We start from the raw sequence: 25,002 nt of genomic DNA on the forward strand, positions 1-25,002 counted from the left end.
TGTAGATTACCTATGTTTATGGGCTAAGCCTGTTGGTGCTGCGGTTCGTTTTCGTTTTCGCGCTCACTGATCCAATGAGATATCACCTCAGCTACGCGTGCAGGTTCTTGGTTAGCCAGTAAGGTCAGATGATCCATCTGCACCGTTAGTGGTGAACCAGGTTCTGGCAGACTAAGGGTGCTAGTCCAACCGTTCGTTGTTTTGACGTTATCGAGTGACATTAGCGCATCAGCTTGCTGTGAATTAGCTAACGCTTCATTGGCTTCTGCAGCTGGTGGCATTAACGGAATCGCAGAGTCTTGGTTGGCATCTTGACTACCGTATTCTACGGTGCGAGTAAGATGTTGGACCAATGGTCGTAGTACAAAAAAGATCATGCCTAGACCCAAAATCGCGCCGATTAAATAGCGTAGGTAAGCTTGATAACTGTCAGCTTGCCACCAAGGAAGCGGCTCATATACCACGGCTTTGACCGGGGCAAAATTAAAGCTGCTGATACTGAATTGATCGCCACGGTTTGCGGTGTAACCGATTGCGCCCTGTACCATATTACTAATTTGGTCTAGCTGTGGCTGTGTCCAGCCAGTGTCCCCAGCGGCTTGGTTATTTAACAATACAGCAATCGATAGGCTTTCTAGCTGCATTTGCTGATAGCGGGTGTGTTTAACCGAGCGGCCAACTTCAAACTGACGACTTTGGGTTTGATTTAGATTGCTGCTGGCGTTATTGGCTGCAGGATCGGCTGTCGGTGGTTGATTGCTCAGCGCTCCGGGGATCCCCAGCGCCATGTCTCCATTGCTTTGGTTAGTGCTCTGATTTTCTTGACTGATAACCGTTTGCGGATCAACTGACTCGCGAGTTTCTTCAACTTCGTTGAAGCTTACTTTAGCTGCGACTTGTACTTGGAAATTATCTTGCCCAAGAACTGGAAGTAACATGCTCGAAGCTCGGTTAATTAAGATCTGCTCTAGCTCTTGGGTGTATTCCAATTGTTTGTCACGAGCTTGTGTCATGTCTTGGTTAGCATTGAGCTCGGCGCTTAGGTGATTGCCTTCTTGGTCGACAATCTGTACTTGCTCTGATGTCATACCGGTTACGCTACCGGCAACAAGGTTGGCAATTGAAGTGATCTGCTCAGCTTTTAGGTGTTGACCAGTATAAAGATCGAGCATGACTGATGCTGTTGGTAGCTCAGGTTTTTGGCGAATAAACAGGGTTTTCTTTGGGATTGCTAAGTGAACGCGGGCAGTTTTTACCGCCTTTAACGCCATAATGGTGCGCGACAGCTCGCCTTCAAGGCTGTAGCGGTATTTGGCTTGCTCCATAAATTGGCTGGTACCAATCGCCGATGCATCGAGAGATTCCATGCCCGATGGAACTTTAGCTTTTACGCCACGAGCGGCGAGTAGCATTCTAGCGTGACCTAGTTTATCTTCAGGCACGAGTACTAGACCACTTGTTGGGTCAAGTCGATAACTTAAACCTTCGCTATCTAACACCTCAATAATGTGTGAGGTTTCGACATTCTCTTGGTCACCATACAAAGGGCTATAACCTTGACCTGTACTCCAAAGCATTAAAACAATCACACAGGCGGCAACAATGGCCATAATCGCCAGCGTTGCTGCATGACGGTCGCCTAAGCTGAATTGCTGCCATTTTTGTTTTAGGGTGCCAAGGTGATCACTTTTACCTGAAGCGTCTGTTATTGCAGGGCTGGTTTGAGTCAATGTGGTTGACATGTTTTAGTTATCCTAGCTTAAAAAGGCCAATCGCTTGTTAAGCGTTATCGAATTAGTAATGAAGTTAATAAGGTTCAAATAGGCATTTTCATGACGTCATCGAATGCTTGTACTAAGCGATTTCGAATTTGAATCATGGCTGAAAATGACAAGCTGGCTTTTTGTGAGGCAACCATCGCCCCGACTAAGTCACTACTTTGGCCACTATCAACTGCCCGAACTAGCGCTGATGAAGCGTTTTGGTCGGCATTAATAGCTGAGACTTTTTGCTTCATTAACTCAGTAAATGAAGCAGGCTGAAAACCAAAATCCCGTGGGTTAGGGCCTACTTTGATTGCACCTTTTGCCATTTCAGTATGAATACTCATTTGCTGCATGAGTAACTGAGGGCTAGTGATACTGGCATTTGACATGGATGATCCTTAAAAATCCGATTCTGGTTTAAGCGGCGTGACCTGATTGCGCCAAGATATTATCGATATCAATACCTTGTTCTCTCATTTGCACTAGCTTGTATCGCAACGCTCTGGTGGTCATGCCAAGTGCCTCTGCGGTGTGGTTACGCTGGCCATTGTTGCGCTTCAATGTATCGATAATGTATTGAAATTCTGCATGGCGTTTTGAGGCTTTAAGCCCTAACTCATTCGGTTCGCATAGACGCTCACCTGTTTGAGTGACTAAACCTAGTTCTTCTGCTTGCAGCGCTTGACCGCGGCGCATAACTAGTGCGCGTTGTATGGTGTTTTCAAGTTCGCGAACATTTCCAGGCCAGTCGTGACATAAAAGCAGATTACGTGCTTGCTCGCTGAAGTAACAAGGCTGATCTGCGGCAAGCATTTTGTAACGTTTTAGAAAGTGTTCTGCGATAGGCAGAATGTCTTCGCGACGTTGGCGCAAAGGTAATATTTTTATTGGTAGCACATCTAAACGATAGAAAAGGTCTTCTCTGAAACTGCCATCTTTAACGGCTTGGCGAAGATCTTTGTTGGTCGCCGCAATAACGCGAATATTGAGCTTTACTGATTTATGACTACCTAAGCGCTCAACCTCTCTTTCTTGCAACACGCGCAATAATTTTGCCTGCAGGAGTAGTGGCATTTCGCCGATTTCATCGAGTAAAAGCGTGCCGTTATTGGCTAATTCAAATTTGCCAGCCTGATCAACATTAGCACCAGTAAAAGCCCCCTTAACATGACCAAAAAGAATCGATTCCAAAATGCTTTCCGGAATTGCTGCGCAGTTAATCGCGATAAAAGGTTGCTCGGCTCGATTAGAGTGACGGTGAATATATCGCGCTAAAGGTTCTTTACCTGTTCCGCTTTCGCCAGTTAATAGCACAGTTGCTTCAGTACTTGCTGCGCGATGGGCAAGCATGAGTAGTTGCCTACTTACTGGCGCTGCACAAATAAGCTCATTATTGGGTAACTCTAAACGGCGTAATCTTTGTAATAGCGAGCTGAGTTGGTTTTGATCAATTGGTAGTAGTAAGTAATCTTGAACGCCTGATTGCATAGCCATACTCGCAAGCTCTGTTTGCTCAGGTTCCAATAAGGCGACTTGATGCTTGCCTGGGTAGCGCTGCAGTTGCCGTGTAACACTGTCTAGGTTGCACTCCGATAGATTAACCAAACTAAGCCAAGGGCACGTATTATCGGATTCTTGCCATAAGTGAAATCCTTGTTGGGCTAATAGATCCACACTTGATGTTGGGAGTTGTGCATCGATAAATCTTAAACTCGTATGATTCACTTGGATGCTCCTTGAGAGGCCATTTTATTCGTGGCTGACTTAACCAAACGCAAGCTGACACGACGATTTAACTCTCGCCCTGTAACATCATTATTGCTGGCTATTGGTGCTCTATTACCGTGGTGGCGAACTTGAATCATGCTGATCGGCACCCCAAGCTCAATGAGTCGAGACATCACTTCGTCAGCCCGTTCTTTGCTGAGCAAAAGGTTTGTTAAGTGATCGCCTGATGCGTCTGCATGACCATCGATGAGAATTTCTTTAATACTTGGATCGGCTTGAAGGTAACGGTAGACCGCATATAAATCTTGTTCATGGGAAGCCAAAAGATGGCTGGAGTTACTCGCAAAGCGTAAATCTAAACGGCGCAAGTAGCTAAAAGGCTGTGGTAAAAGTTGTTGCCGACAAATACGAAATTGGTTTGCTACTTTCTGAGTGGCGACAGGGCTAGAACTCACTTGATAATTTGTTTCGGCTGTAGAAATAGCGATTTGCCAAGTGAGCCCTTGTTCTAACGCTTCTAAGAAGGCTGCGGTATTTTTTTGACTAGAGGCACTCACGCCAAGCCAGTTAAGTACAGTCGTTGGAGGTTGCAGACTGTTTTTGGCCTGCCACGCTGGAGATATTACAGAGGCGAGACTCTGGTTATTATTTAGGTCTAACCAGTCGCTTTGTAAAGTTAGCGTTATCGCCTCGCCAGGCTTTGCTATGAGTTGTAGTGTGCCGAAACTTTGCACTCTATGGGTTATTTCACAGCCAAAAGCATCCCCAGAAAAATCCCATTGGGCTTTTTCTAGATGTGTTTGATAGTTATTTGTTACAGCCAAAGCATTATTAGTGACGGCAACAAAAACAACGTTTAGACAGAGCAATATATAAACTGAGGCTTTCAATTTGTCATAACCCTTAAATGTAGAAGATGTTGTGTTTTTTATAATTCTATTTTTAAGGTTGCCAATTAAACACGTAATATTAAATTATGTAAAACTCTTTTATTTTTATTTTTCATTTAAATCAAATTTTAAGTAAATACTTTTGGTTAATATGTGTAAAACTCTTGCAGAATCAATGAAACTGTTTTAAAACCATCATCCATTACAGATTATCTAATAATGACACTGGCTGTTTTATTAGCAGTCATAGTGGTTTTTAGTTTACCTTTTTGGTTTAAGTCTTTGATTTTAGTGTTTTTATTGTTTATTTATAAAATAATCTAATTTTGGTTAAAGTTTTTGTTTGATTCGGTCGCCTTATAATTTGTTATTTGCGCTTAATTTTTGTTTAGGATGATTAATTAAATCTTCAATTAATTTAATGTGGTTTTTTTGACGTTAATTTGTTTTGTTTTTTTGAGTTGAGATTTTGTCGCTAGTCATTTTAATAGCTTTTTTAGTTGTTGCGTCGATATATTGACGCTATGTTGTTGAGGAATTTAGGGTGAAAACTACCGCGAAAGCTAATCTAATTAAATCCAGCCTCGGCATTAAAGTTAGGCCAGTTGTATTAATTAAAGAAAAGTTAGCTCGTAGCCGACTTTTATTACAATTAGAATCATGCCAGCGTTTAATGATGGATGTGGTCAATGAATTGCTTTTGCCAATAACAAGGCAGGGTCATTATGGCGTATCTAATATCTCGCTCAGCGTTAACAATGAGCCTTTAGTTCCAGAGCTTGACCATGCTTGGTTTTTGCTAAGCTATAACCGAGTTGAATTAGGTTGGTGGTCTATGGATAAATGCATCCTAGATCAGTTGGCAAGTAGCTATTATGGCTGTTACTCAACAGTGATGGCTTCGCCGTTACGTGCGCCGAGCCAATCAGAGTTTCGTTTGGTAAAACGCCTAATGACAGCTGCAATTACAACCTTGCCAATTACTGAAATTGATATCAGTAAACTCGAGCTGGAGTTGGTAATGAGCAAAACGCCTATTGCTCCGCCAGTTTGCTGCGAATTGAGTTTTCCTACAGGTCACCACGGTTCGCCAATTTATTTTTATATGGCTGAACATTTACTCGAATTAATGGCAGAACAACCAAGCCATTTTCAAGCTGATCCGTATTTAGCGGATAAATTAGCCCATAGATTAAAGCAAATTCCGGTGAAAACTCTTGTCGAACTCGGGCATCAAAGCATGCCTGTTACCTCTCTGCAGCGACTTGCAGTGGGTGACATCTTACCTATGAATTTACATTCTCGCTGCCCTATGACGGTAGGTAAGCGTCCACTTTTTTACGCCACAGTGCACACCCATGAAGGGCAGTTAGTGGCTAAATTGACCCAAGAAGTCTTTTTAATGGAGGAGCAACCCAATGGCTGACAATAGTATTTTGCAAGATGATGATTTTTTATTGGATGACGATTTTTTTGCAGATACCGCAATTGGTGAAACCAAAGCGTCGGCAAAGCCTGTTAAGGATATGTCTTTCTTTCAGCAGCTACCGGTACATGTGACTTTGGAGCTTGCTAGTGTGGAAATGTCTTTAGGCGAGCTAACTCAAATGGGCGAGGGAGATGTAGTGGCTCTTGATCGTATGGTTGGTGAGCCATTGGATATTCGGGTTAATGGTGCCTTACTCGGTCGCGGCGAAGTGGTTGAGGTGAATGGTCGTTATGGTGTGCGTTTACTTGAGGTTGAAGCCACAAGTTTAACCGGAGCCATTGACTAACTATGTGGCGAGTGTTGCTGCTTGTATTGCTAAGTTTCTCATCTACTGCTTATGCAGGGGACGGTTTTACCTTATTTTCATTAGCTGATGGGGATAAAACCCAAGCTGTTAACGTTAAATTAGAAATTTTGGCACTGATGACAGTGCTAAGTTTTCTACCCGCATTGCTGATGATGCTAACCAGCTTTACGCGGATTATTGTGGTATTGGCTATTTTACGACAAGCATTAGGCTTGCAGCAAAGCCCACCCAATAAGGTACTGATTGGCATCGCATTAGTCATGACTATCTTCATTATGCGCCCAACAGGGCAAGCTATCTACGATGAGGCTTTTCTACCTTATGACTTAGGTCAAATAGAGCTAACTGAAGCGGTTGCTCGCGCTGAAATTCCATTACGACAGTTTATGTTAGCGCAAACCCGTGAAACTGATCTGGAGCAGATGCTTAAGATTGCCGATGAACCTACAACACTTACAGCCGAAGAGATCCCTTTCTTTGTATTGATGCCTGCATTTGTATTGAGTGAGCTAAAAACAGCGTTTCAGATAGGCTTTTTAATCTTCTTACCATTTTTGGTGATCGATCTGGTCGTCGCCAGTGTCTTGATGTCTATGGGTATGATGATGTTGTCACCCCTTATTATTTCTCTTCCATTTAAGCTGATGGTGTTTGTATTAGTCGACGGTTGGTCGATGACAGTAAGCACTCTGGTAGCCAGTTATGGATAATCTTTTACCAATGGCGATTGTTTGCTTATGAAGCTCAATAACAACGATACAGCGCTGCTGTACATCTCTTTTACTGACACACTTTACCTGCTGCTGGGTGGTGTGATGTTAGCCTTGGTTGCTCTAAATGACTGGCCTGCAGTGATTGCTTTGCTTACAGGTATTGAGGCATAGGCTGTGAGCATAAATGAGCTAGCAGTTTTTGGGAGTTAAGTAATGGATGTCAACGAGCTTACCGCAATGTTTGCTGAAGCGATATTTCTGGTCGTCGCCATGGTTGGTGTATTGGTGGTGCCAGGTTTATTGGTCGGTTTACTGATAGCGGTCTTTCAGGCGGCAACCCAAGTTAACGAACAAACTTTGAGTTTTTTGCCGCGACTGATCATTACCTTACTGATGGTGGTTTTTGCGGGTGAGTGGCTACTGATGAAGATTTGCGATTTCTTCGATCGCCTCTTTATGAACATTCCACACCTTATTGGCTAAGGGGAAACCTCTGTTGCTGCTCGCTTTGAAGATGAATGGTTTTGTTGCTTACAGGCTAAGGGCTTCTCTTTGCTGTCGTTAACATCGGTGCAGATCAGCGCGTTTATCGGAACTTTCTGGTGGCCATTTTGCCGCATAATGGGGGCATTTATGGTGATGCCTTTTTTGGGTAATAATTATATCCCCGCCACGGTGCGTATTCTTTTAGCTATGAGTATTTCAGCATTAATTGCTCCGCTACTACCGCCTGTACCACAGGTTGATGCTGTTTCTTTTCAAGCGCTAATTCTAGCTGTTGAACAGCTTTTAATTGGCTTTATGTTGGCACTATTTCTGTCAATTATGATCCACGTAATGACCCTTTTTGGTGCCATGATGTCGATGCAAATGGGCCTTTCAATGGCGGTCATGAACGACCCGTCTAGTGGTGGTAGTAACCCCATTTTGGGCTTGTGGTTTATGCTTTATGGAACCTTACTGTTCTTGGCTCTCGATGGTCACTTGGTGGCGATTGGCGTATTAGTCGACAGTTTTAGGTTGTGGCCCATTGGCATGGGGGTGTTTGAATTACCTTTAATGGGGCTAATTGCTCGTTTTGCATGGATTTTTGCCGCAGCTTTTATGCTGGCTTTGCCGGCGATTTTAGCCATGTTAGTGGTTAACTTAACGTTTGGTGTGTTAAGCCGTGCCGCCCCATCCTTAAACGTATTTGCTCTGGGCTTTCCGATGTCGATGTTGATGGGATTACTTTGTGTTTTCTTTTCGTTCAGCGGTTTGCCTAGCCGTTATAGCGACCTTTGCTTAGATGCGCTATCTGCCATGTACCAGTTTATTGGAGGTACGCCATGAGCAATAAAGATAGCGGCCAAAGTAAAACTGAAAAAGCGACCCCGCAAAAGTTACGTAAAGCCCGTGAACAAGGGCAAGTACCACGCTCAAAAGATCTTGCTGCTTCAGCACTTATTATTGGCTGTTCATTAATGCTGACTACGACCGGTGATTGGATAGCTGCGCGAGTCGCTGAGCTGACTCGAATGAATATGTCTTTTACCAAAGCGCAATTAGATGAGCCGGGGATGATGACGCGGCATATGGCGCACTCGCTGTTAGAGATCCTTAATATTCTTGGACCACTCTTTTTAATGGTGGCAATCATTGCCATGGTTGCAGGAGCGATGCCGGGTGGGCTGATTTTTAGTTTTAATAATGCCAATTTCAAATATAGCCGAATCGATCCGATTGCAGGTTTAGGCCGCATAGCATCGGTTAAGTCTCTGGTCGAATTGGTTAAGTCGATACTCAAGATAGTGCTGCTGTTGGGTATTATGTGGGTCTTTTTACAGAAAAACTTTCAAGCGCTAATGGCGATTAGTCAACTACCTGTCGATGAAGCGGTTACGCGTGGGCTAGATATGCTCAGTTTAGCCATGCTGTATTTGGGGTTAGGTTTACTGTTGATTACCTTTATTGATGTGCCATATCAGTATTGGCATCACCACAAAGAGCTGAGAATGTCTTTGCAAGAGGTGAAAGATGAACATAAACAACAAGATGGTAAACCTGAGATAAAAGCCAAAATTCGCCAAATGCAACAAAGAATGAGCCGATCAAGAGCTGATATTTCAGTTCCCAAGGCTGATGTTTTATTGGTAAACCCGAGCCATTACGCAGTGGCACTTAAATATGATTTGGATAAAGCGGATGCGCCATATGTGGTGGCTAAAGGCACTGATGAGCTGGCTCTTTATATGCGAGATATTGCAAAGCGCCACGATATTGAAGTGATTGAGCTGCCTCCGTTAACCCGGGCAATTTATTACTCAACCCAGATTGAACAACAGATCCCAGCCGGGCTATTTGTCGCGATTGCTCACGTACTAACTTATGTGATGCAGCTACGCGCTGCAAGGCAAGGGATGCAGGCAAAACCAGAACCTTTGCCGCACTTCTTTATTCCTAAAAACTTACAACATGATTAAAGGTTATTTGAATTAATGAAATGGTTTTCGCGCGTTTTTGCTGGTAGCCCAAGCTATATAGGTATTCCAATCATGTTGTTGGCGGTGTTGGCCATGGTTATTTTGCCTTTGCCGCCTTGGTTACTCGACATTCTGTTTACCTTTAACATCGTCTTGGCAGTTATGGTGCTGCTAGTTGGCGTCTCGATTCGCCGGCCATTAGAGTTCTCGGTATTCCCAACGGTCCTGCTACTAGCAACCCTGCTACGACTTACCTTGAACGTAGCCTCAACCCGCGTGGTATTGATTGAAGGCCATGAAGGGGGCGATGCCGCAGGTAAGGTCATTCAAGCCTTTGGTGAAGTGGTTATTGGCGGCAACTATGTTGTCGGTGGCGTTATCTTCTTAATCCTAATGATTATCAACTTTGTGGTCATCACCAAGGGGGGAGAGCGCATCTCTGAAGTTTCGGCGCGCTTTACCTTAGACGCATTACCCGGCAAACAGATGGCAATTGATGCTGACTTGAACGCGGGCGTGTTGACCCAAGAGCAAGCGCGAGATCGTCGTCAAGAAGTGGCTCGTGAAGCTGACTTTTATGGCTCAATGGATGGTGCCTCGAAGTTTGTGCGTGGTGATGCGATAGCCGGTATTTTGATCTTAGCGATTAATATGCTCGGTGGTTTAGCCATCGGTATCTTTATGCACGACTTAAGTGCAAGCGAGGCATTTAAGACTTACGCCTTGCTTACCATTGGTGATGGTTTGGTTGCACAGATCCCGTCGTTATTGCTGGCAACTGCAGCAGCAATTATTGTCACCCGGGTATCTGATGCGGAAGAGATGCCGGAGCAACTTAGACAACAATTACTTGCTAATCCTAAGACGTTAGCAACATCGGCAATTGTAATGCTGATTTTAGGCATTGTACCGGGAATGCCAACTTTTGTTTTCTTATCTTTTGCGGCGTTATTGGGTTTTGTCGCTTGGAAGCAAAGTTTGCGAGAGCCTGAAATTGCTGCAGCTGAAATAGCGCAGCAACGTGAGACGACCTTAACCGAGCCCTCGGCACCTAGCTGGGATGCATTGCCATACACGGATTTGATTGAAGTGCGTTTAGGTTATCGTTTAGTACATTTGGTGGAGCGCAGTAAAGGGGCTGAGCTACAAAAACGTTTAACGGGTATTAGGCGCACATTGTCAGAGCAGGCGGGATTTTTACTGGCTGAGGTGCGAGTGCGCGATAACTTGTCTTTGGCGCCTAATGCTTACCAAATAAGCTTGATGGGTAACCCTGTTGTAACTGCTGAGTTAGATCCTGATCGCTTGATGGCTATTAAGAGTGGTCCGGTATTTGGTGAGATTGATGGCGTGATCACCAAAGAACCAGCATACCAAATGGATGCGGTATGGATTGAGCAAGACAATAAAGCTAAGGCTCTTAATTTGGGTTACTCCGTGGTGGATAACGCGACGGTGATTGCAACCCATGTGAGTAAGCTCATTCGCGAGACTTTACCCGATATGTTGCAACATGATGATGTGCTGTCTTTGAGTGACCGTTTAGCGAAGCAGAGTCCGAAATTAGCCGAGTCGCTCAATAGTGCTCTAACGCCGATATTGCAGTTGAAGGTGTATAGATTACTGCTAAAAGAGCAAGTGTCTTTAAAAGATATTCGTACCATTGCAACCACTTTGCTTGATTGTAGCGAAAACAGTAAAGATCCTGTGTTACTCGCGGCAGATGTGCGTTGCGCGTTACGAAATTCAATTTTACATTCAATTGTAGGTGCTACACCTAAGCTTAACGTTATGACTTTAGCACCGGATCTTGAACAAACTTTAATGTCGGCATTAAATCAGTCACAGCAACAAGGTAAGGGCTCGTTAGATAGCTTTCCGGTGGACCCACAATTATTGGCGCAACTACAGCAGCGTATGCCGCAATTATTGGCGCAAGCTAAAGAGCACGGCCACAGTCCGCTGTTATTAGTATCACCGCAGTTACGGCCTATTTTAGCGCGTTATGCGTTGGCGTTTGCTCGTGGTCTGCATGTGTTGTCTTACAATGAAATTCCTGAAACACGCGAGTTAATGGTAGCGGGACAGCTAGGTTAAACGCAGTCTATTAGGGCTTTGTCTAGCTGTAAGCAGTTTAGTACAGAGAGTGAAAAGGATAGCCAAGCGCTATCCTTTTTTATGTCTCTATAAGGCTCTAGGCTTCGGCTAAAAACGTTAGTAATGCAGTTAATGCCTGATTACGGGCTTTATCACGCTCCATAAAGATTTCATGGCGGGCGTAAGGAATTTTGGTGAGCTGACATAATCCATTTATCGCGCGTTTCTGAGCACGATTATCAACAATAGTATCTTCTTCAGCTTGCAGGATTAACAAGGGGATTTTGCTATTACGTGCAGCTTGAACGGCTTGTTCACCGGCATCAATCGACTCGACCAACCAGTGATTGGTTGGCGAGCCAAGTTGTAACTGCGGGACTTGCTGATAAAGTTCGCGATAATCTTCGTAGCGTAATTTGCTATTAGTAAGGTCATTCTTATCAAACGTTGCTGCGTGATAATCTTTACCACCCAAAATGTAATTTGGTTGTTTATGGTTGTCGAGTAACGCAGCCAGTCCACGAATAAAACCTTTGGTTAATGGCAGCTTAATACCGTACATAGGCGCGGAAAATACCGCTGCTTTAAAGGTATTTGGGTACTGTTCTAGGTATAAAGTACCAATAGCACCGCCCATAGAATGACCCACAAGGAAGTATTTTCCCATCGGGTGTGGTTTAACAACTTTGTCTATAAATTCGGCAAAATCGTCGACATATCGCTGGAACTTGTCGATATGTCCTTGATGTGGGTTTGAGGTGGTACGTGCCGATAGCCCCTGACCACGATGATCGACAGCAAATAAACTGTAGCCTTGTTCATACAGATCAAACATCAGCTCTTTGTATTTTAAGTAGGACTCGACTCGGCCGCTACTGATCACAATTGTTCCTATGCTATTAGGGTGGGTGATGCGGGCATAAGCAAGGGAAATATCGTCGCGGGTTTTAAAGCTCGATTGCGTGACTTGCTGCCAAAAAACTTTCTGCTCAGGGCTGTTCAGGTGATGCTCTGATGAGAAGCTAGCTGGAATAGTGGTGTTCATATAGGGTTCGGTAGCAATCGACATGGAGTGGTTCTATTAAGTGATCTTGCATGCAGTGTAGCAAACTTGCTCGGGCAGACTCTAGTGAATAAAAAGGCCGCTAACGCGGCCTGATATTTATCCGTATATCGCAGCAAGATTAAATTGCAGCCTTTTGTGTCGCGATAAAATCGTTGATCTGCTGCTCTAATACCGACATCGGCACTGAACCATTGGCTAGAATAGCGTCGTGGAAGGCGCGAATATCGAAGTTCTCACCCAGTTCTGCTTCTGCTTGTGCACGCAAACGCTTAATTGTTAACTCACCAATTTTGTATGACAAGGCTTGCCCAGGCCAGTTAATGTAGCGGTCGATTTCGGTGGTGACATTGTGCATTGAAAGCGCTGTATTACCTGCCATAAAGTCGATTGCTTGCTGACGACTCCAGCCTTTAGCGTGCATACCTGTATCCACGACGAGCCGCGCTGCGCGCCACATCTCATAGGTTAGGCGGCCAAAGTTACTGTATGGATCTTGGTAAAAGCCGGCTTCGAGCCCTAAGTATTCTGAGTATAAGCCCCAGCCCTCACCAAATGCCGAGATATAGCTGTAACGGCGAAAGTTGGGTAAGTCGGTTAGCTCTTGGTTGAGTGCAATTTGTAGATGGTGACCGGGCACGGCTTCATGTAGCGTCAAAGCTTCCATCTCGTAAAGTGGGCGTTTATCGAGTGCGTAGGTATTGACCCAGTAATAACCAGCCTCATCATCTCGACTAGAGCCAGAGTAACGTCCTGTGGTGTATTTAGGTGCTATTTCCGCGGGTACAGGCTCAATACCATAAGGCTGACGTGGTAGCTTACCAAAATACTTTGGCAGCATGGCATCGGCTTTTTTAGCGATATAAGCAGCTTCTTTGAGTAACTCTTCTGCGGTTTTAGGGTAAAACTGTGGGTCAGTACGTAAAAAGTGTAGGAATTCAGCAAAGCTACCTGCAAAACTGACTTGCTCGATGATCTGCTGCATCTCTGCGCGAATGCGTTTTACTTCTTGTAAGCCAAGTTGGTGCACTTCATCTGAAGTCATATCAAGCGTGGTGTAGTAGCGCACGCGGTTTTCGTAAAAATCTTCACCATCGGGTAGATCATAAGAGGCGATGCTTTCACGGGTATTAGGTATGTACTCGGTGGTCATAAACTCCAAGAAAGCTTGGTAGGTTGGCAATACAGTATTTGCGACCAACTCACGCCCTTGCTTGGTTAATTGGGCTTTTTCTACATCAGTAAAATGGCTTGGGTACTCAGTAAAAGGGGCAAAGTAGCCGCTGTCTTCAACCGGTACAATAAAGGCGCTAATGCTGGTTTCAAACCCTTGAAGAGTGACTTTAGACGGGGTTATACCTTGTGCTATGCCTTGCTTTAACCAGTAAGTTTGCTGATCGAAGTAGTTCGGTAGTGCTTGTAGCTGCTTGATATAGTTTTGGTAGTCTTCAATTTTGCTAAAGCGGCCTTTAGATATTGAAGCTATATAAGCATGGAAACCACTTTCGGCTGACAGTGGCATAAAGTGGTCATTATAGCGGTATTGGTCGACTTGGTTTTGAACTTGGTCTTGCAGGATTTGTGCGTTAATTTTATCGTTTTTATTAAGGCTGCTGCGGTCAATTTGTATTATTTGTGCGAGTAATGTTTGCCTGCGCTGATCGAGTGCCGCTAACGCTTGTGGTGATAAGTCTTGTAGCTGTCCGGCTTTAGAAGCATCACCCATTGAGTAGGCAAAACTTGGGCTGGCGTCGAGAGAAAGCTGCCAAGCGTTGTCGATTGCTGTTTGCAGTTGTGAATTAGTGACTGCTTGAGTCGTGTTAGTTTCTGCCGCATTGATTTGAGTGCTAGGTGCTTGGCAAGCACTAAGGCTGGCGACTAGCAAGGTAGGTAGCAGGTATTTATACATGAATCATCCATTATTGTTTTAGTTATATTGATTGGTATTTACAAGATGATTATGCCGTGATGGCATGTAAAGATCACGGTCAAAGTGTATACAATTGTAATTAAAGATTTTGGTTCACTTTGCTGATTTTAGGCATAAAAAAACCGGCTAATGCCGGTTTTTTGCTAATCAAATTTGATTAGATAACACGAGAGAACTGCTGTTGTCTTGCTTTCTCACGGTAGTAAACGTCGAAACAGATACAGATATTACGGATCAATAGACGGCCTGTAGGGCTGATAGTGATCTTACGGTCTGTAATGTCGACGAGCTTATCATCGATGAAAGTTTGCAGTAGTTTAAGATCTTCTGCGAAGTACTCTTCAAAGTTGATGTTTAGCTTTTCTTCAATCTTCGCCATATCTAGGTCGAAGTGGCAGATTAGCTGCTTAATCACTACGCGGCGAATTTCGTCGTCACGGTTTAAGCTGCAACCTTTCCATAGTGCGTGGCCGTTAGCATCGATTGACTCGAAGTAAGGGCGCACATCTTTTTGGTTCTGGGCGTAGCAATCGCCAATCTGGCTGATTGAAGATACACCAAGACCCAATAGGTCACACTCTTCTTGAGTGGTGTAACCTTGGAAGTTACGGTGTAGACGGCCTTCGTTCTGTAGAATCGATAGCTCGTCATCTGGCTTAGCAAAGTGGTCCATACCAATGTACTGGTAGCCTGCACCCGTTAGCGTTTCGATTGTTTGATGCAACATATCGAGTTTTTGCTGAGGTGATGCTAAATCTTCATCTTTAATCTTACGCTGCGCTGCAAAACGAGATGGCAGGTGAGCGTAGTTAAACACTGATAGACGATCTGGATTTAAGTCCAGTACGCGCTGCATCGTTTCTGCAAACGTTTCTGGTGTTTGGTGCGGCAAACCATAGATTAGGTCGATGTTAGTTGAAACAAAGCCTAGCTCTTTTGCACGTGCCATTAGGTCGAAGATAAACTGCTCGTCTTGCTCGCGGTTTACTGCGATTTGCACCTTTTTATTGAAATCTTGCACACCAATAGAGATACGGTTAAAGCCCGCTTCTTTTAGGGTGTCTAGCATTGAAAGCTCGATTTCACGAGGATCAACTTCAATTGAGTATTCGCCTACGTCAGCTACATTAAAGTTTGCTTTAACCAGTGCTGAAAGCGTTAGAATTTGCTCAGGTGTTAGGAATGTCGGTGTACCGCCACCCCAGTGAATTTGGGTCACTAAGTAATTTTTAAACAGCGGTGCACGTTTAACGATTTCTGCCGCTAGATACTCAATGTATTGATCGGCTTTATGCTGGTGACGAGTGATAACTTTATTGCAGCCACAGTAGTAACAAAGCTTGGCGCAGAAAGGAATATGGATATAAAGAGAAAGCTTGTCACTCTTGCTGTTCTTAATAGAGGTCAGCAGTTTTTCCTCGGTAAACGAATCATCGAATTCCAAGGCCGTCGGATAAGAAGTATAACGTGGACCGCTATAATTGTACTTTTCGATCATTGACTGATCCCAACTAATTGGGGTGGGCTGCTTCAAGGCGTGTCCTCCGGCGTATAGTTTAGCAACATGTGAAGTATGCATGGTTATTTGTTGAATAACCTTGATCCATGTTGTAAAAATTTAATATGGGTAGCAAAGTATGACTGAATATCGCTGAAAATGAGGTTTATGTCTGTGGTCTTTAGAGGATTTTGTGCACAGACTCACCCTATATAAGCAAAATAGGCCATATCTGCGACCTAGATTGCATCTGTTTTGCGCTAACAACTAGGCTAGCATTAACACTAGTGTAGTGAACTTGACGTAAATTCACTCAAAAGCTTAGCTTCTTCTAAAATTTTCGCCTCTAACTCGCCTTCAGAGCGCATGCGAGCAAAATCGAGTTTCATTCGCTGTTGTTTGTCTAATTCTTTACGTTGCTCTTTGATGGGGTGAGCTTTGATGATTTCAAAATGCGCAAAGGTTGCTGGGTACTGTTTTTCAACCATTTCAGCCATACCAACTAATTGAAATAGCTTAGCTATGCGCATTACGCCTTCCGATAGTTCACAGCGGCCTTCTAACATTGCGCTGGCAATATAACGAATATTATCGAGTAGTTCGTCTGACTTAGCTTTGGCTGCGGCAGCTTGCTGTTGTTGCTGCTCTATTTTACGTCGCTGTTGTTTGCGCACTTGAATCACGAGGTAGGTCGCATACGCCGTAAGCGCGACAATAATAAGTGCACCAAGAATAATGAAGGTCGTTGTCATACTAAACCCTAGTTGGTCGAAGTGGGATACAGGTGACGATTATGGATAAAAAAATGGCATCAATAAAGATGCCATCGGTTTTATATAGAAGAATTTAGTCTTTGTCGAAGTAGTCTTTTAGCAGATCTGCACCAGACTCGAACTTGTCGAATAGGTCATCATCGTTAACTGACTTCTTGCTTTGCGGTGCATCATCTTCTTCATCAGTGATGCCTAGCTTGTCCATCAGCGTCTCAATTTGAGTGAGTTGCTTGTTCAGCCACTTTTGGTCTTCAGCGTTAAGGTTTTTACCTTCTTCAAGCATGTCTAACAGGCTATTGAGTCTTGGATCTTCTTCCAGCTTCAATAGTTTCTGCTCATCAGTTAGCTTAGGCCCTTTTGGTTTTGGCTCAGCTTTCACTTCAGCATGAATATTGAGTTGCACAGGCTTTTTACTACCGTGGCGTGGATCAGCACTTTTAGCCTTACCACCGTTAGCTTGGCTTTCAATCATCGAAGCGTTATGACGACTTCCCGCTTTATTGCCAGCAACTTGTTTTTTGCCTGCAAGAACACGATCTTTCTTCTTGGTTCTTGGGGCTAATTTTGGAGCATTATCGTTGCTCTTACGCATTTTCTTACTACGGGACATGATCGCTTATCTCGATAACTTAAAAGACTCTATTGCTGAAAAGCTGCTTGGCTTATGCAACAACGGAAGTTTGGTCGCGTGTTATATCAGATCCTGATGGTTTTTGCACCAGAATGAGACCGTTTGCTGCAAATAATAGCTTAAAAGCGCCTTTCTTTGCTAGAAACTCGAATGTTGCTTGTTGATAAAAGCTGACATGGGTCAGGTTATTCTTATGGTGCCACTTACCGAAAGCATTGAGATCACTCAGTAACGGTGTGCAAATTGCCATCCACCCTCCGGGCTTGAGTAACTGAGTGAGTAAGTTCCACTCTTTAAATGGGAAGCGAAAATGTTCAAATACTCGATAACAACAAATGAAATCGTATTCTTGTTTTAGTGCACGGTTCCAAGGAGCAAGGCTAGGGTTATATTGATTGAGTTGATGACCTTTTTTATTGAGCTTTCTTAAGGTTTTATCATCGAGAGTGCGGCCAAAGTTGAGCCCCAATAAAGGCGTATGGCCATCTTCACATTGTTCGACCAAGTCTAGGACAAAGCGTGCAAGGGCTTTTTGCTTATTATTGGCGAGCCGATATTTTTGCAACTCAGCAGAGGGAGGCAGGTGTGAGTTGGCGTCGGCAAAGACTAATTGGCATTGCAGGCAATGGTATAGGCAGCGCTTTTTGTCGGCGAAAAACCGTGCGGTACGATCACTATGACAAAGAGGGCATCTACGCATATATTAGCTAAACCAATGACTTAATTAATTTGAGTATAAATCAAGATAGAAAACTGAGAAATAAAAAAAGGCGACAGATTAATCTGTCGCCTCTATAAAAGTGCTAATCCGCACCAATTCTGATTTCAAGTATCCATACTTGCTATGTGACTATCCCGGTCAATATCCATCTTATTTTTTGTCTGCTTTCCATGCATGTCTTATCGTTTATGGTCTTCCCGACACTTTATTTTTAGACCTGTCGCCATCCTGACAACAGTTTCCGTAGATGGTCTTTAAAGACACATCACAATTTTTATTCGTCCATCCAATGACGCCTAAGTAACCATCCATGTATATTTTTTTAAGTATCGTCCAGTGATAACAAGCTTCCCGCAAGTGCATCCTAAGCTAGTAGCTTCCTTTGCTGTGTTTGTATCCTACAAACACCTTCCTATTGGAGCGCGTTTCTCTGAATGTAAGGTTTAATGCTAAATAGCGTTTTGGCCTTCCTAACCAAATCCTTACTAAAATTCTTACGACCTGGACTTCAATTTGAAATCTCTACTCTTATTATTTTTAGTGAGTGGTCTCAATAATATTATTATTATTTAGTTAATTTATTCTTATATCTTAAATGTATACATACCAAAATCTGTAAGTTGTTATTAATATTTTTTGTACTAACAGTTGGGTTCATCTCGGTACGGGAGCTATTTAAACCTAGAACTGTGATCTCTGTCAAGTAGGTTTTTGCGTGAAGTTTACGTAAACGTAAACGGCATGCTATTAAAAAGGACGGTTTCCCGTCCTATTTAGTTAAGGCTAATATTTACTTAAGGCTTGATATATATTTAGATAATGCGTCGATATCATCGTTGTTTAGCTTTTTAGCAACGTCTTGCATCATGCCATTTAAGTCGTTGTTACGATTTGTATCGTGGAACTTATTTAGCTGGATCTTGATATAATTTGCATGTTGACCGTTAATTGCAGGGAAGCCAGCAAGCTCCGCACCGTTACCTTGCGGTCCATGACATGCGATACAAGCTGTAATGCCACGGGTAGCATCACCATTTCGGTAAAGTTGTGCCCCAAGCTCTGGCACATCTTTAACATCGATATCTTTATGTTCTTGGCTAGCATAAAATGCAGCTAGGTCTGCAATGTCTTGATCGCTAAGCGCTACAGACATGCCACCCATGATTGGATCCATACGACCCTGTTTACCGCCAGTCTGTGCTGCACTGCGGAAATCATGTAATTGCTTTTCTAGGTATGTACTATGTTGACCTGCAAGTTTTGGGTACATGTCTATCATGCTGTTGCCGTCAACACCGTGACAAGCAGAGCAAACGATGGCTTTAGTTTTTCCGGCTTCAGCATTTCCTTCTGCCATAGCAGGTGCAGATATTGTGGCTAAAACAGACAGCGCAAGAGCTAACTTTTTCATGGCGTTCCAACTTCTTATTAAAATATTTGTCATGAGCTTACTAGGAAGACCCGCAAGCGTGATAAAATGTATTTTATGTGATCGGGGTAATATTTTACACGAAATTGTGAAAATGTAAGCAACTCTTCGATATTTAGCTAAGTAAGTTGATAAAATTTTGGAGTTAATTGTGAGTGAATCTCGTATCGATTTCCGTAAAGCAGAGTTTTTAATTAGTGCGCCAGACATCGCGCACTTGAATGAATACCTCCCTGGTGATGTTGGGGTGGAGATTGCATTTGCGGGTCGTTCTAACGCGGGTAAGTCAAGTGCACTGAATTTACTGACAGAGCAAAAAATTGCCCGTACTAGTAAAACACCTGGACGTACGCAGTTAATTAACGTTTTTAAACTAGATAAGCACCGCCGCTTGGTTGACTTACCAGGTTATGGCTTTGCTCAAGTTCCTTTAGCACTAAAGCTAAAGTGGCAAGAAGCGCTGGGTGAATATCTGCTAAAGCGTGATTGCTTAAGCGGTGTTGTGGTCTTAATGGATATTCGTCATCCACTTAAAGATCTTGATATGCAAATGATTGAATGGGCAGTTCAGAGCCATATTCCTGTTTTAGCATTGTTGACCAAGGCTGATAAGTTAGGTCAAAGCGCTAGAATGAAGATGGTTAACGAAGTGCGCAAAAAATTAAGCCATTTTGAAGATGGCGTAAAAGTTGAGCCTTTCTCTTCATTAAAAGGGATTGGTAAAGGCAAAGTGTTAGGCATTCTTGATAGTTGGTGTAAACCTGAATGGTTAATGCAGCAGCTAGAAGCGGATGCAATTGCGGCTCAAGCCGAATCTGACAACAAATAACGAGTTATTGGTATATAGATCCGCCACGGCTTGTTAAATGACGCTCCCAAATGGGGGCGTTTTTTTATGGATTTTTTTCTGGCCTTTAGCGTAATAACACTGAATTTTCGCCAAAAAAAAACCGACGGCATAAACCATCGGCATAAATTAGCTCTTTTGGGGAGAAGCTAAATTCAACAAGACTCAAGTTCAATCAAACTATGTTGATATCGCTTAATGAACACAGCATAACTCGAATTTTGTTCGATTTAAAGTATTTACTCTAAATTTTCTTGCAGACGAAAAAAAGCCCCAGCGAATTAGATTCACTGGGGCGCCATAATTTGGCCATTTACTACAGAGTAGCAAACGTAAAAAAAAGGTCTGAAAGATAGAACATCTTAACCTCTGTACCCTACGCAGAGAATACTACTCCATTAACCGCTATATGAAAAACTGTTTTTGTAAAAAACAGACAATAATGTGATGGATATCCCAATGTTTGTTCAATAAAAATACACACTTTGATCTCAAAATTTCAGTTATATAGCTATATATCAACAATTTATGCCTAGTTTGATTGTTTTATGTTGTAGTGGATCAATTTGAAATTGAACGCTTGTTTCATATAGAAAACTGTCTAGATAGATAAGTAACGAGAAAGATTTACTGCAGAAGTGTCTAAAACATCAATTTTTACGAGCTGTGTAGAGTATTTACGTGTGGTTTATAGAAAATAGCGTTAGTAGCATCGATTTATTGTTAGCTTGCAAAGTTTATTGGGGGAAGTACCTCAAAATGAGTTAGCTGACGAGCCAATGCTGTCAGCTAACTTATTGACGTTATCGGTAACTAGTGAGCTTGTTCCCAGTTATCACCCACTCCAGCTTCAGCAAGTAGCTCAACATCTAAGTTAGCAGCTGCGGCCATCAGCTCACACACTTTAGCTTGTAGTGTATCAACCTTAGTTGCATCGACTTCAAATACCAATTCATCGTGTACTTGCATGATCATGGTGATTTCACCGGCTGTTTCCGTTTCAATCCATTGAGCAATATTGATCATCGCCTTTTTAATAATATCGGCAGCGGTGCCCTGCATCGGCGCATTAATTGCCGCACGCTCAGCTGCTTGTCTGCGCATCGCATTTCTATCTTTAATCGCAGGTAGATACAGACGACGACCAAATAGCGTAGAAACATAGCCAAGATCGGCAGCAATAGCGCGCGTTTCTTCCATGTACTTAAGTACACCTGGATAGCGTTTAAAGTAAGTGTCGATATAGCTCTGTGCTTCGGCTCTTGGAATGTCGAGTTGTTTGGCTAGGCCAAATGCCGACATACCGTAGATTAGGCCAAAGTTAACCGCTTTAGCGCGACGACGCTGATCGGTAGTGACTTCACTGAAATCAACATCAAACACTTCTGCTGCGGTAGCTTTGTGAATGTCTTTACCTTCAGCAAACGCAGTTAGTAGGCCTTTGTCTTGCGACAAGTGCGCCATAATTCTTAATTCGATTTGTGAGTAATCGGCAGCGAGGATTTTTTTACCTTGTGGGGCAATAAACGCATGACGAATACGGCGGCCTTCTTCGGTACGAATTGGGATATTCTGCAGGTTAGGCTCGCTTGATGATAAGCGACCCGTTGCCGCGTTAGCTTGGTGGTAGCTAGTGTGCACACGACCTGTTTTAGCGTTAACCATTAACGGCAGCTTATCTGTGTAGGTGCTCTTAAGCTTAGCTAGACTGCGGTGCTCAAGAATGATCTTAGGCAGCGGATAATCTAGCGCTAATTCAACTAACACTTCTTCTGCTGTTGACGGTGCGCCTTTAGGGGTTTTCTTGATTACTGGGTAGCCAAGTTTTTCAAAGAACAGTTCTTGTAACTGCTTTGGCGAGCTTAAGTTAAATGGCTGTCCCGCGATCTCATGAGCTTTATGTTCTAGGTCATCAATCTTACGCGCTAACTCTTCGCTTTGTTGGCCAAGTAGCATGCTATCAATCAATACGCCTTGTCGCTCAATATCAGACAGAATATTAACCAGTGGTAACTCTATATCAGTAAATACGCTTGCAAGCTCTGTATGCTTTTCTAGGCGTGACCACAAATGTTGGTGTAAGCGTAGCGTGATATCTGCATCTTCTGCAGCGTAAGGTGCTGCAGTTTCTAATGGAATTTGATTAAACGTAAGCTGTTTAGCGCCTTTGCCAGCAATCTCTTCAAAGCTAATATTTTTATGGCCAAGGTATTTAAGCGCTAAATCGTCCATGTTGTGCTTAGAAGCGACAGAGTTAAACACATAAGACTCAAGCATGGTGTCGAATTGCACGCCGCGCAGCGTTATGCCTGCATTAGCAAAAATACTGATGTCATACTTTAAGTTTTGACCGACCTTTTTAATCGATTCATCTTCAAGTAATGGCTGTAGTTTCTCAAATATTAGCGCTTTATCTAATTGCTCTGGCGCGTCAACATAATCATGGCTTAAAGGCAGATAAGCGGCTTTACCGGCTTCAACCGCAAACGAGATCCCGACTAACTCTGCTTCCATATAGTTGAGGCTAGTGGTTTCGGTATCTATTGCGATAAGTTCAGCTTGATTTAGCTTAGCTACCCAAGTATCTAATTGCTCAAGAGTTAGAATCGTGTCGTATTCAACTTCAATATCTAGCTTAGCTGCTGGTGCATCATCGTCAGTGTCTGCTGAGGCTTTGCTTGATGGTTTGTTATCGAGCACTTCTGCTAACCAGCGTTTAAACTCCATTTCGCCATAACACTTAATTAGCTCATCTTTATTCGCTGGCTCGATTGATAATGCACGCCAATCTTGTTCTAGCTCAACGTCTAGTTTGATGGTCGCTAACTCATAACTGAGTTTAAGCATATCGGCATGCTCAATGATTTTAGCCGGCATGGTTTTTGAGCCACGGAAGCCAAGTTCTGGCATTCTCTCTGGTGCAGCTAAGATTTTATCTACGCCACCGACTCCGGTTAACATGGCTAATGCGGTCTTTTCGCCAACACCTGGTAAACCTGGAATGTTATCGGCTTTATCGCCTTGAAGTGCCAATAAGTCGATGATTAGCTCTGGGCCTACACCAAATTTTTCAGTCACTTCTGCAGGACCCATGATGGTATTGGTCATGGTGTTAATTAGTGTGACATTGTCATCCACTAATTGCGCCATGTCTTTATCGCCTGTACTGATTAATACTGCGCGGCCTTCTTTGCTGGCTTGAGTAGCAATAGTGCCAATTACGTCATCGGCTTCAACACCTGGAATACAAACTAGTGGTAAACCGAGCGCTTTAATAATTTGATGTAAAGGTTCAATTTGGGTGCGTAGGTCATCCGGCATTGGTGGGCGTTGTGCTTTGTACTCTGAGTACATGTCGTTACGGAATGTTTTACCTTTAGCGTCAAACACCACTGCCATTTGTGATGGCTGATATTGATTAATTAGGCTACGCAGCATATTGATTACGCCATACACGGCACCGGTTGCTTCGCCTTTAGAATTCGTTAAATGAGGTGGAGCATAGTAAGCGCGGTAAAGGTATGAAGAACCATCCACAAGAATTAAAGGGTTATCGGCAATTTTAGGCATAATTTAGTATTTGTTTATCGGTATTCGATGATGGCGCTAGCATGCCATATTAGGGCAATTTCGGCCACGTAAAAATACATCGCAGCCTGTGGATAAGTCTGTGAGTGAAACTGAGTAACTCGATCTTGAGCAAAAAGAGGAATAAATGCGCGTAAGCGTAAGTTGTTGATATTTAATCAAAAAAAATTAATGTGTGAAGTGGCTTTTATTTTGATTATTTGAACTAATTATGTGGACTTTTTATTTTTATGCGTATTTTAAACCCATCCCTTGGTTAAATATTATTCACTTGCTAAAGTGATGACCTAACTTAGCATGATAAATAATCTGATCAAGCAATTTATTACAAGTTTGTTAAAACAATATGATATATAAAGAGGCTTTTTAATGAAAAAAGTAGCAGTTCTTTTAAGCGGCAGTGGCGTCTACGATGGCACTGAGTTACATGAGTCCGTTTTAGCCTTATTAGAGATAGTTAAAGCTGGAGCTAGTTATCAATGTTTTGCGCCAAATATTGCTCAATTACATGTGGTAAATCATCTTACTGGAGAAGCTGAAGAGACTGAAACACGTAATGTTTTAGTTGAGTCAGCAAGAATTGCGCGTGGTGAAATAAAAGCTGTAGATGAACTTAATATTAGCGAATTTGATGCGTTAGTTATTCCGGGAGGATTTGGCGCGGCAAAAAACTTGTGTAGTTTTGCAGTTTCTGGCGCAGAGCATCAAGTCGAGCCAAGCGTAAAAGATTTTATCTCGCAATTTGCGGTTAAGCATAAGCCGGTAGGTTTTATCTGTATTGCTCCGATTATGATCCCACAATTATATGGCCAGGGAGTCAGCGGTACTATTGGTAGCGATGCTGGCACTGCCGCGGCTTTTGATCTGCAAGGTGGTCAACATAAAGCGGTTGGTGTGCATGAAATTGTGGTTGATGAGGAACACAAAGTGGTTAGCACTCCAGCCTATATGTTGGCGGCCGACATTGTTGAAGCACATTCCGGTATCAGTAAATTGATCGAGAAAGTCCTGCAGATGGCATAGTTTTCTATTGTTGCTGATATTAAAAAGCCCGCAAATAGCGGGCTTAA

At 43.1% G+C, this 25,002-nt stretch carries 22 protein-coding genes; 10 read left to right on the forward strand and 12 right to left on the reverse strand.

Annotated elements, in window-relative coordinates; genetic code table 11:
* Positions 1-23: 23 nt before the first annotated feature.
* The 4 genes from fliF to AB4298_RS07005 all read right to left on the reverse strand — a co-directional run bounded on the left by fliF (position 24) and on the right by AB4298_RS07005 (position 4,384).
* Positions 24-1,742, reverse strand: coding sequence for a flagellar basal-body MS-ring/collar protein FliF (gene fliF, locus AB4298_RS06990; RefSeq protein WP_371986171.1), 1,719 nt, complete (start codon positions 1,740-1,742; stop codon positions 24-26).
* A 74-nt stretch (positions 1,743-1,816) separates the two neighbouring features.
* On the reverse strand, positions 1,817-2,155 hold the full coding sequence (gene fliE, locus AB4298_RS06995) for a flagellar hook-basal body complex protein FliE (RefSeq protein ID WP_283107328.1): 339 nt from the start codon (positions 2,153-2,155) through the stop codon (positions 1,817-1,819).
* A 28-nt stretch (positions 2,156-2,183) separates the two neighbouring features.
* The gene (locus tag AB4298_RS07000; RefSeq protein WP_371986174.1) at positions 2,184-3,491 is read right to left on the reverse strand and encodes a sigma-54 interaction domain-containing protein; all 1,308 of its coding nucleotides are present in this window, start codon (positions 3,489-3,491) and stop codon (positions 2,184-2,186) included.
* On the reverse strand, positions 3,488-4,384 hold the full coding sequence (locus tag AB4298_RS07005) for a MotY family protein (protein ID WP_371986175.1): 897 nt from the start codon (positions 4,382-4,384) through the stop codon (positions 3,488-3,490). The genes AB4298_RS07000 and AB4298_RS07005 overlap by 4 nt, the downstream gene beginning before the upstream one ends.
* A gap of 544 nt (positions 4,385-4,928) precedes the next feature.
* On the opposite strand from AB4298_RS07005, the gene AB4298_RS07010 reads away from it, so the two are divergent.
* From AB4298_RS07010 to flhA, 8 genes are all read left to right on the forward strand, one after another.
* Positions 4,929-5,810, forward strand: a complete 882-nt coding sequence (locus tag AB4298_RS07010) for a FliM/FliN family flagellar motor switch protein (protein ID WP_249000233.1) — start codon at positions 4,929-4,931, stop codon at positions 5,808-5,810.
* The gene (gene fliN, locus AB4298_RS07015) at positions 5,803-6,159 is read left to right on the forward strand and encodes a flagellar motor switch protein FliN (RefSeq protein WP_249000234.1); all 357 of its coding nucleotides are present in this window, start codon (positions 5,803-5,805) and stop codon (positions 6,157-6,159) included. Before AB4298_RS07010 ends, fliN begins: the two co-directional genes overlap by 8 nt.
* A 2-nt stretch (positions 6,160-6,161) precedes the next feature.
* Complete coding sequence (fliP, locus tag AB4298_RS07020; RefSeq protein WP_249000235.1) at positions 6,162-6,890, forward strand: flagellar type III secretion system pore protein FliP; 729 nt, start codon at positions 6,162-6,164, stop codon at positions 6,888-6,890.
* 27 nt (positions 6,891-6,917) lie between these two features.
* On the forward strand, positions 6,918-7,064 hold the full coding sequence (locus AB4298_RS07025; RefSeq protein WP_249000236.1) for a hypothetical protein: 147 nt from the start codon (positions 6,918-6,920) through the stop codon (positions 7,062-7,064).
* A gap of 42 nt (positions 7,065-7,106) precedes the next feature.
* Positions 7,107-7,376 carry a flagellar biosynthesis protein FliQ gene (gene fliQ / locus AB4298_RS07030; protein ID WP_249000237.1) on the forward strand — a complete coding sequence of 90 codons (270 nt, stop codon included), beginning with the start codon at positions 7,107-7,109 and terminating at the stop codon, positions 7,374-7,376.
* Between the two features lie 69 nt (positions 7,377-7,445).
* Positions 7,446-8,225 (forward strand): flagellar biosynthetic protein FliR, encoded by a 780-nt coding sequence (fliR, locus tag AB4298_RS07035; RefSeq protein WP_371986177.1) that lies wholly within the window; start codon positions 7,446-7,448, stop codon positions 8,223-8,225.
* Positions 8,222-9,355, forward strand: coding sequence for a flagellar biosynthesis protein FlhB (gene flhB, locus AB4298_RS07040; RefSeq protein WP_371986178.1), 1,134 nt, complete (start codon positions 8,222-8,224; stop codon positions 9,353-9,355). The genes fliR and flhB overlap by 4 nt, the downstream gene beginning before the upstream one ends.
* Before the next feature lie 15 nt (positions 9,356-9,370).
* Positions 9,371-11,452: a flagellar biosynthesis protein FlhA gene (flhA, locus tag AB4298_RS07045; protein WP_371986179.1), complete on the forward strand. Its 2,082-nt coding sequence runs from the start codon at positions 9,371-9,373 to the stop codon at positions 11,450-11,452.
* A gap of 97 nt (positions 11,453-11,549) precedes the next feature.
* Here the strand turns inward: flhA and AB4298_RS07050 are convergent, their stop codons facing one another.
* The 7 genes from AB4298_RS07050 to AB4298_RS07080 all read right to left on the reverse strand — a co-directional run bounded on the left by AB4298_RS07050 (position 11,550) and on the right by AB4298_RS07080 (position 19,479).
* On the reverse strand, positions 11,550-12,521 hold the full coding sequence (locus AB4298_RS07050) for an alpha/beta fold hydrolase (RefSeq protein WP_371986180.1): 972 nt from the start codon (positions 12,519-12,521) through the stop codon (positions 11,550-11,552).
* Positions 12,522-12,636: 115 nt separating this feature from the next.
* The gene (locus AB4298_RS07055) at positions 12,637-14,424 is read right to left on the reverse strand and encodes a DUF885 domain-containing protein (protein WP_371986181.1); all 1,788 of its coding nucleotides are present in this window, start codon (positions 14,422-14,424) and stop codon (positions 12,637-12,639) included.
* 178 nt (positions 14,425-14,602) lie between these two features.
* Entirely contained in the window at positions 14,603-15,979 is a 1,377-nt protein-coding gene (gene hemN / locus AB4298_RS07060; protein WP_283107330.1) for an oxygen-independent coproporphyrinogen III oxidase, read from the reverse strand.
* A gap of 248 nt (positions 15,980-16,227) precedes the next feature.
* Complete coding sequence (locus tag AB4298_RS07065) at positions 16,228-16,695, reverse strand: DUF2489 domain-containing protein (RefSeq protein ID WP_249000243.1); 468 nt, start codon at positions 16,693-16,695, stop codon at positions 16,228-16,230.
* Between the two features lie 94 nt (positions 16,696-16,789).
* The gene (gene yihI / locus AB4298_RS07070) at positions 16,790-17,326 is read right to left on the reverse strand and encodes a Der GTPase-activating protein YihI (RefSeq protein WP_249000244.1); all 537 of its coding nucleotides are present in this window, start codon (positions 17,324-17,326) and stop codon (positions 16,790-16,792) included.
* A 52-nt stretch (positions 17,327-17,378) separates the two neighbouring features.
* Positions 17,379-18,047, reverse strand: coding sequence for a methyltransferase domain-containing protein (locus AB4298_RS07075; RefSeq protein ID WP_249000245.1), 669 nt, complete (start codon positions 18,045-18,047; stop codon positions 17,379-17,381).
* An 811-nt stretch (positions 18,048-18,858) separates the two neighbouring features.
* Positions 18,859-19,479 (reverse strand): c-type cytochrome, encoded by a 621-nt coding sequence (locus AB4298_RS07080; RefSeq protein ID WP_249000246.1) that lies wholly within the window; start codon positions 19,477-19,479, stop codon positions 18,859-18,861.
* 169 nt (positions 19,480-19,648) lie between these two features.
* On the opposite strand from AB4298_RS07080, the gene yihA reads away from it, so the two are divergent.
* Complete coding sequence (gene yihA, locus AB4298_RS07085; protein ID WP_249000247.1) at positions 19,649-20,326, forward strand: ribosome biogenesis GTP-binding protein YihA/YsxC; 678 nt, start codon at positions 19,649-19,651, stop codon at positions 20,324-20,326.
* A gap of 831 nt (positions 20,327-21,157) precedes the next feature.
* Here yihA and polA read toward each other — a convergent pair.
* A complete protein-coding gene (gene polA, locus AB4298_RS07090) occupies positions 21,158-23,914 on the reverse strand; it encodes a DNA polymerase I (protein WP_249000248.1) in 2,757 nt (918 codons plus the stop codon).
* 387 nt (positions 23,915-24,301) lie between these two features.
* On the opposite strand from polA, the gene elbB reads away from it, so the two are divergent.
* Entirely contained in the window at positions 24,302-24,955 is a 654-nt protein-coding gene (elbB, locus tag AB4298_RS07095) for an isoprenoid biosynthesis glyoxalase ElbB (protein ID WP_249000249.1), read from the forward strand.
* Positions 24,956-25,002: the final 47 nt, after the last annotated feature.

The organism is Shewanella sp. 10N.261.52.F9, assembly GCF_041471165.1.
GTDB classification, from domain to species: Bacteria; Pseudomonadota; Gammaproteobacteria; order Enterobacterales; family Shewanellaceae; genus Shewanella; species Shewanella marinintestina.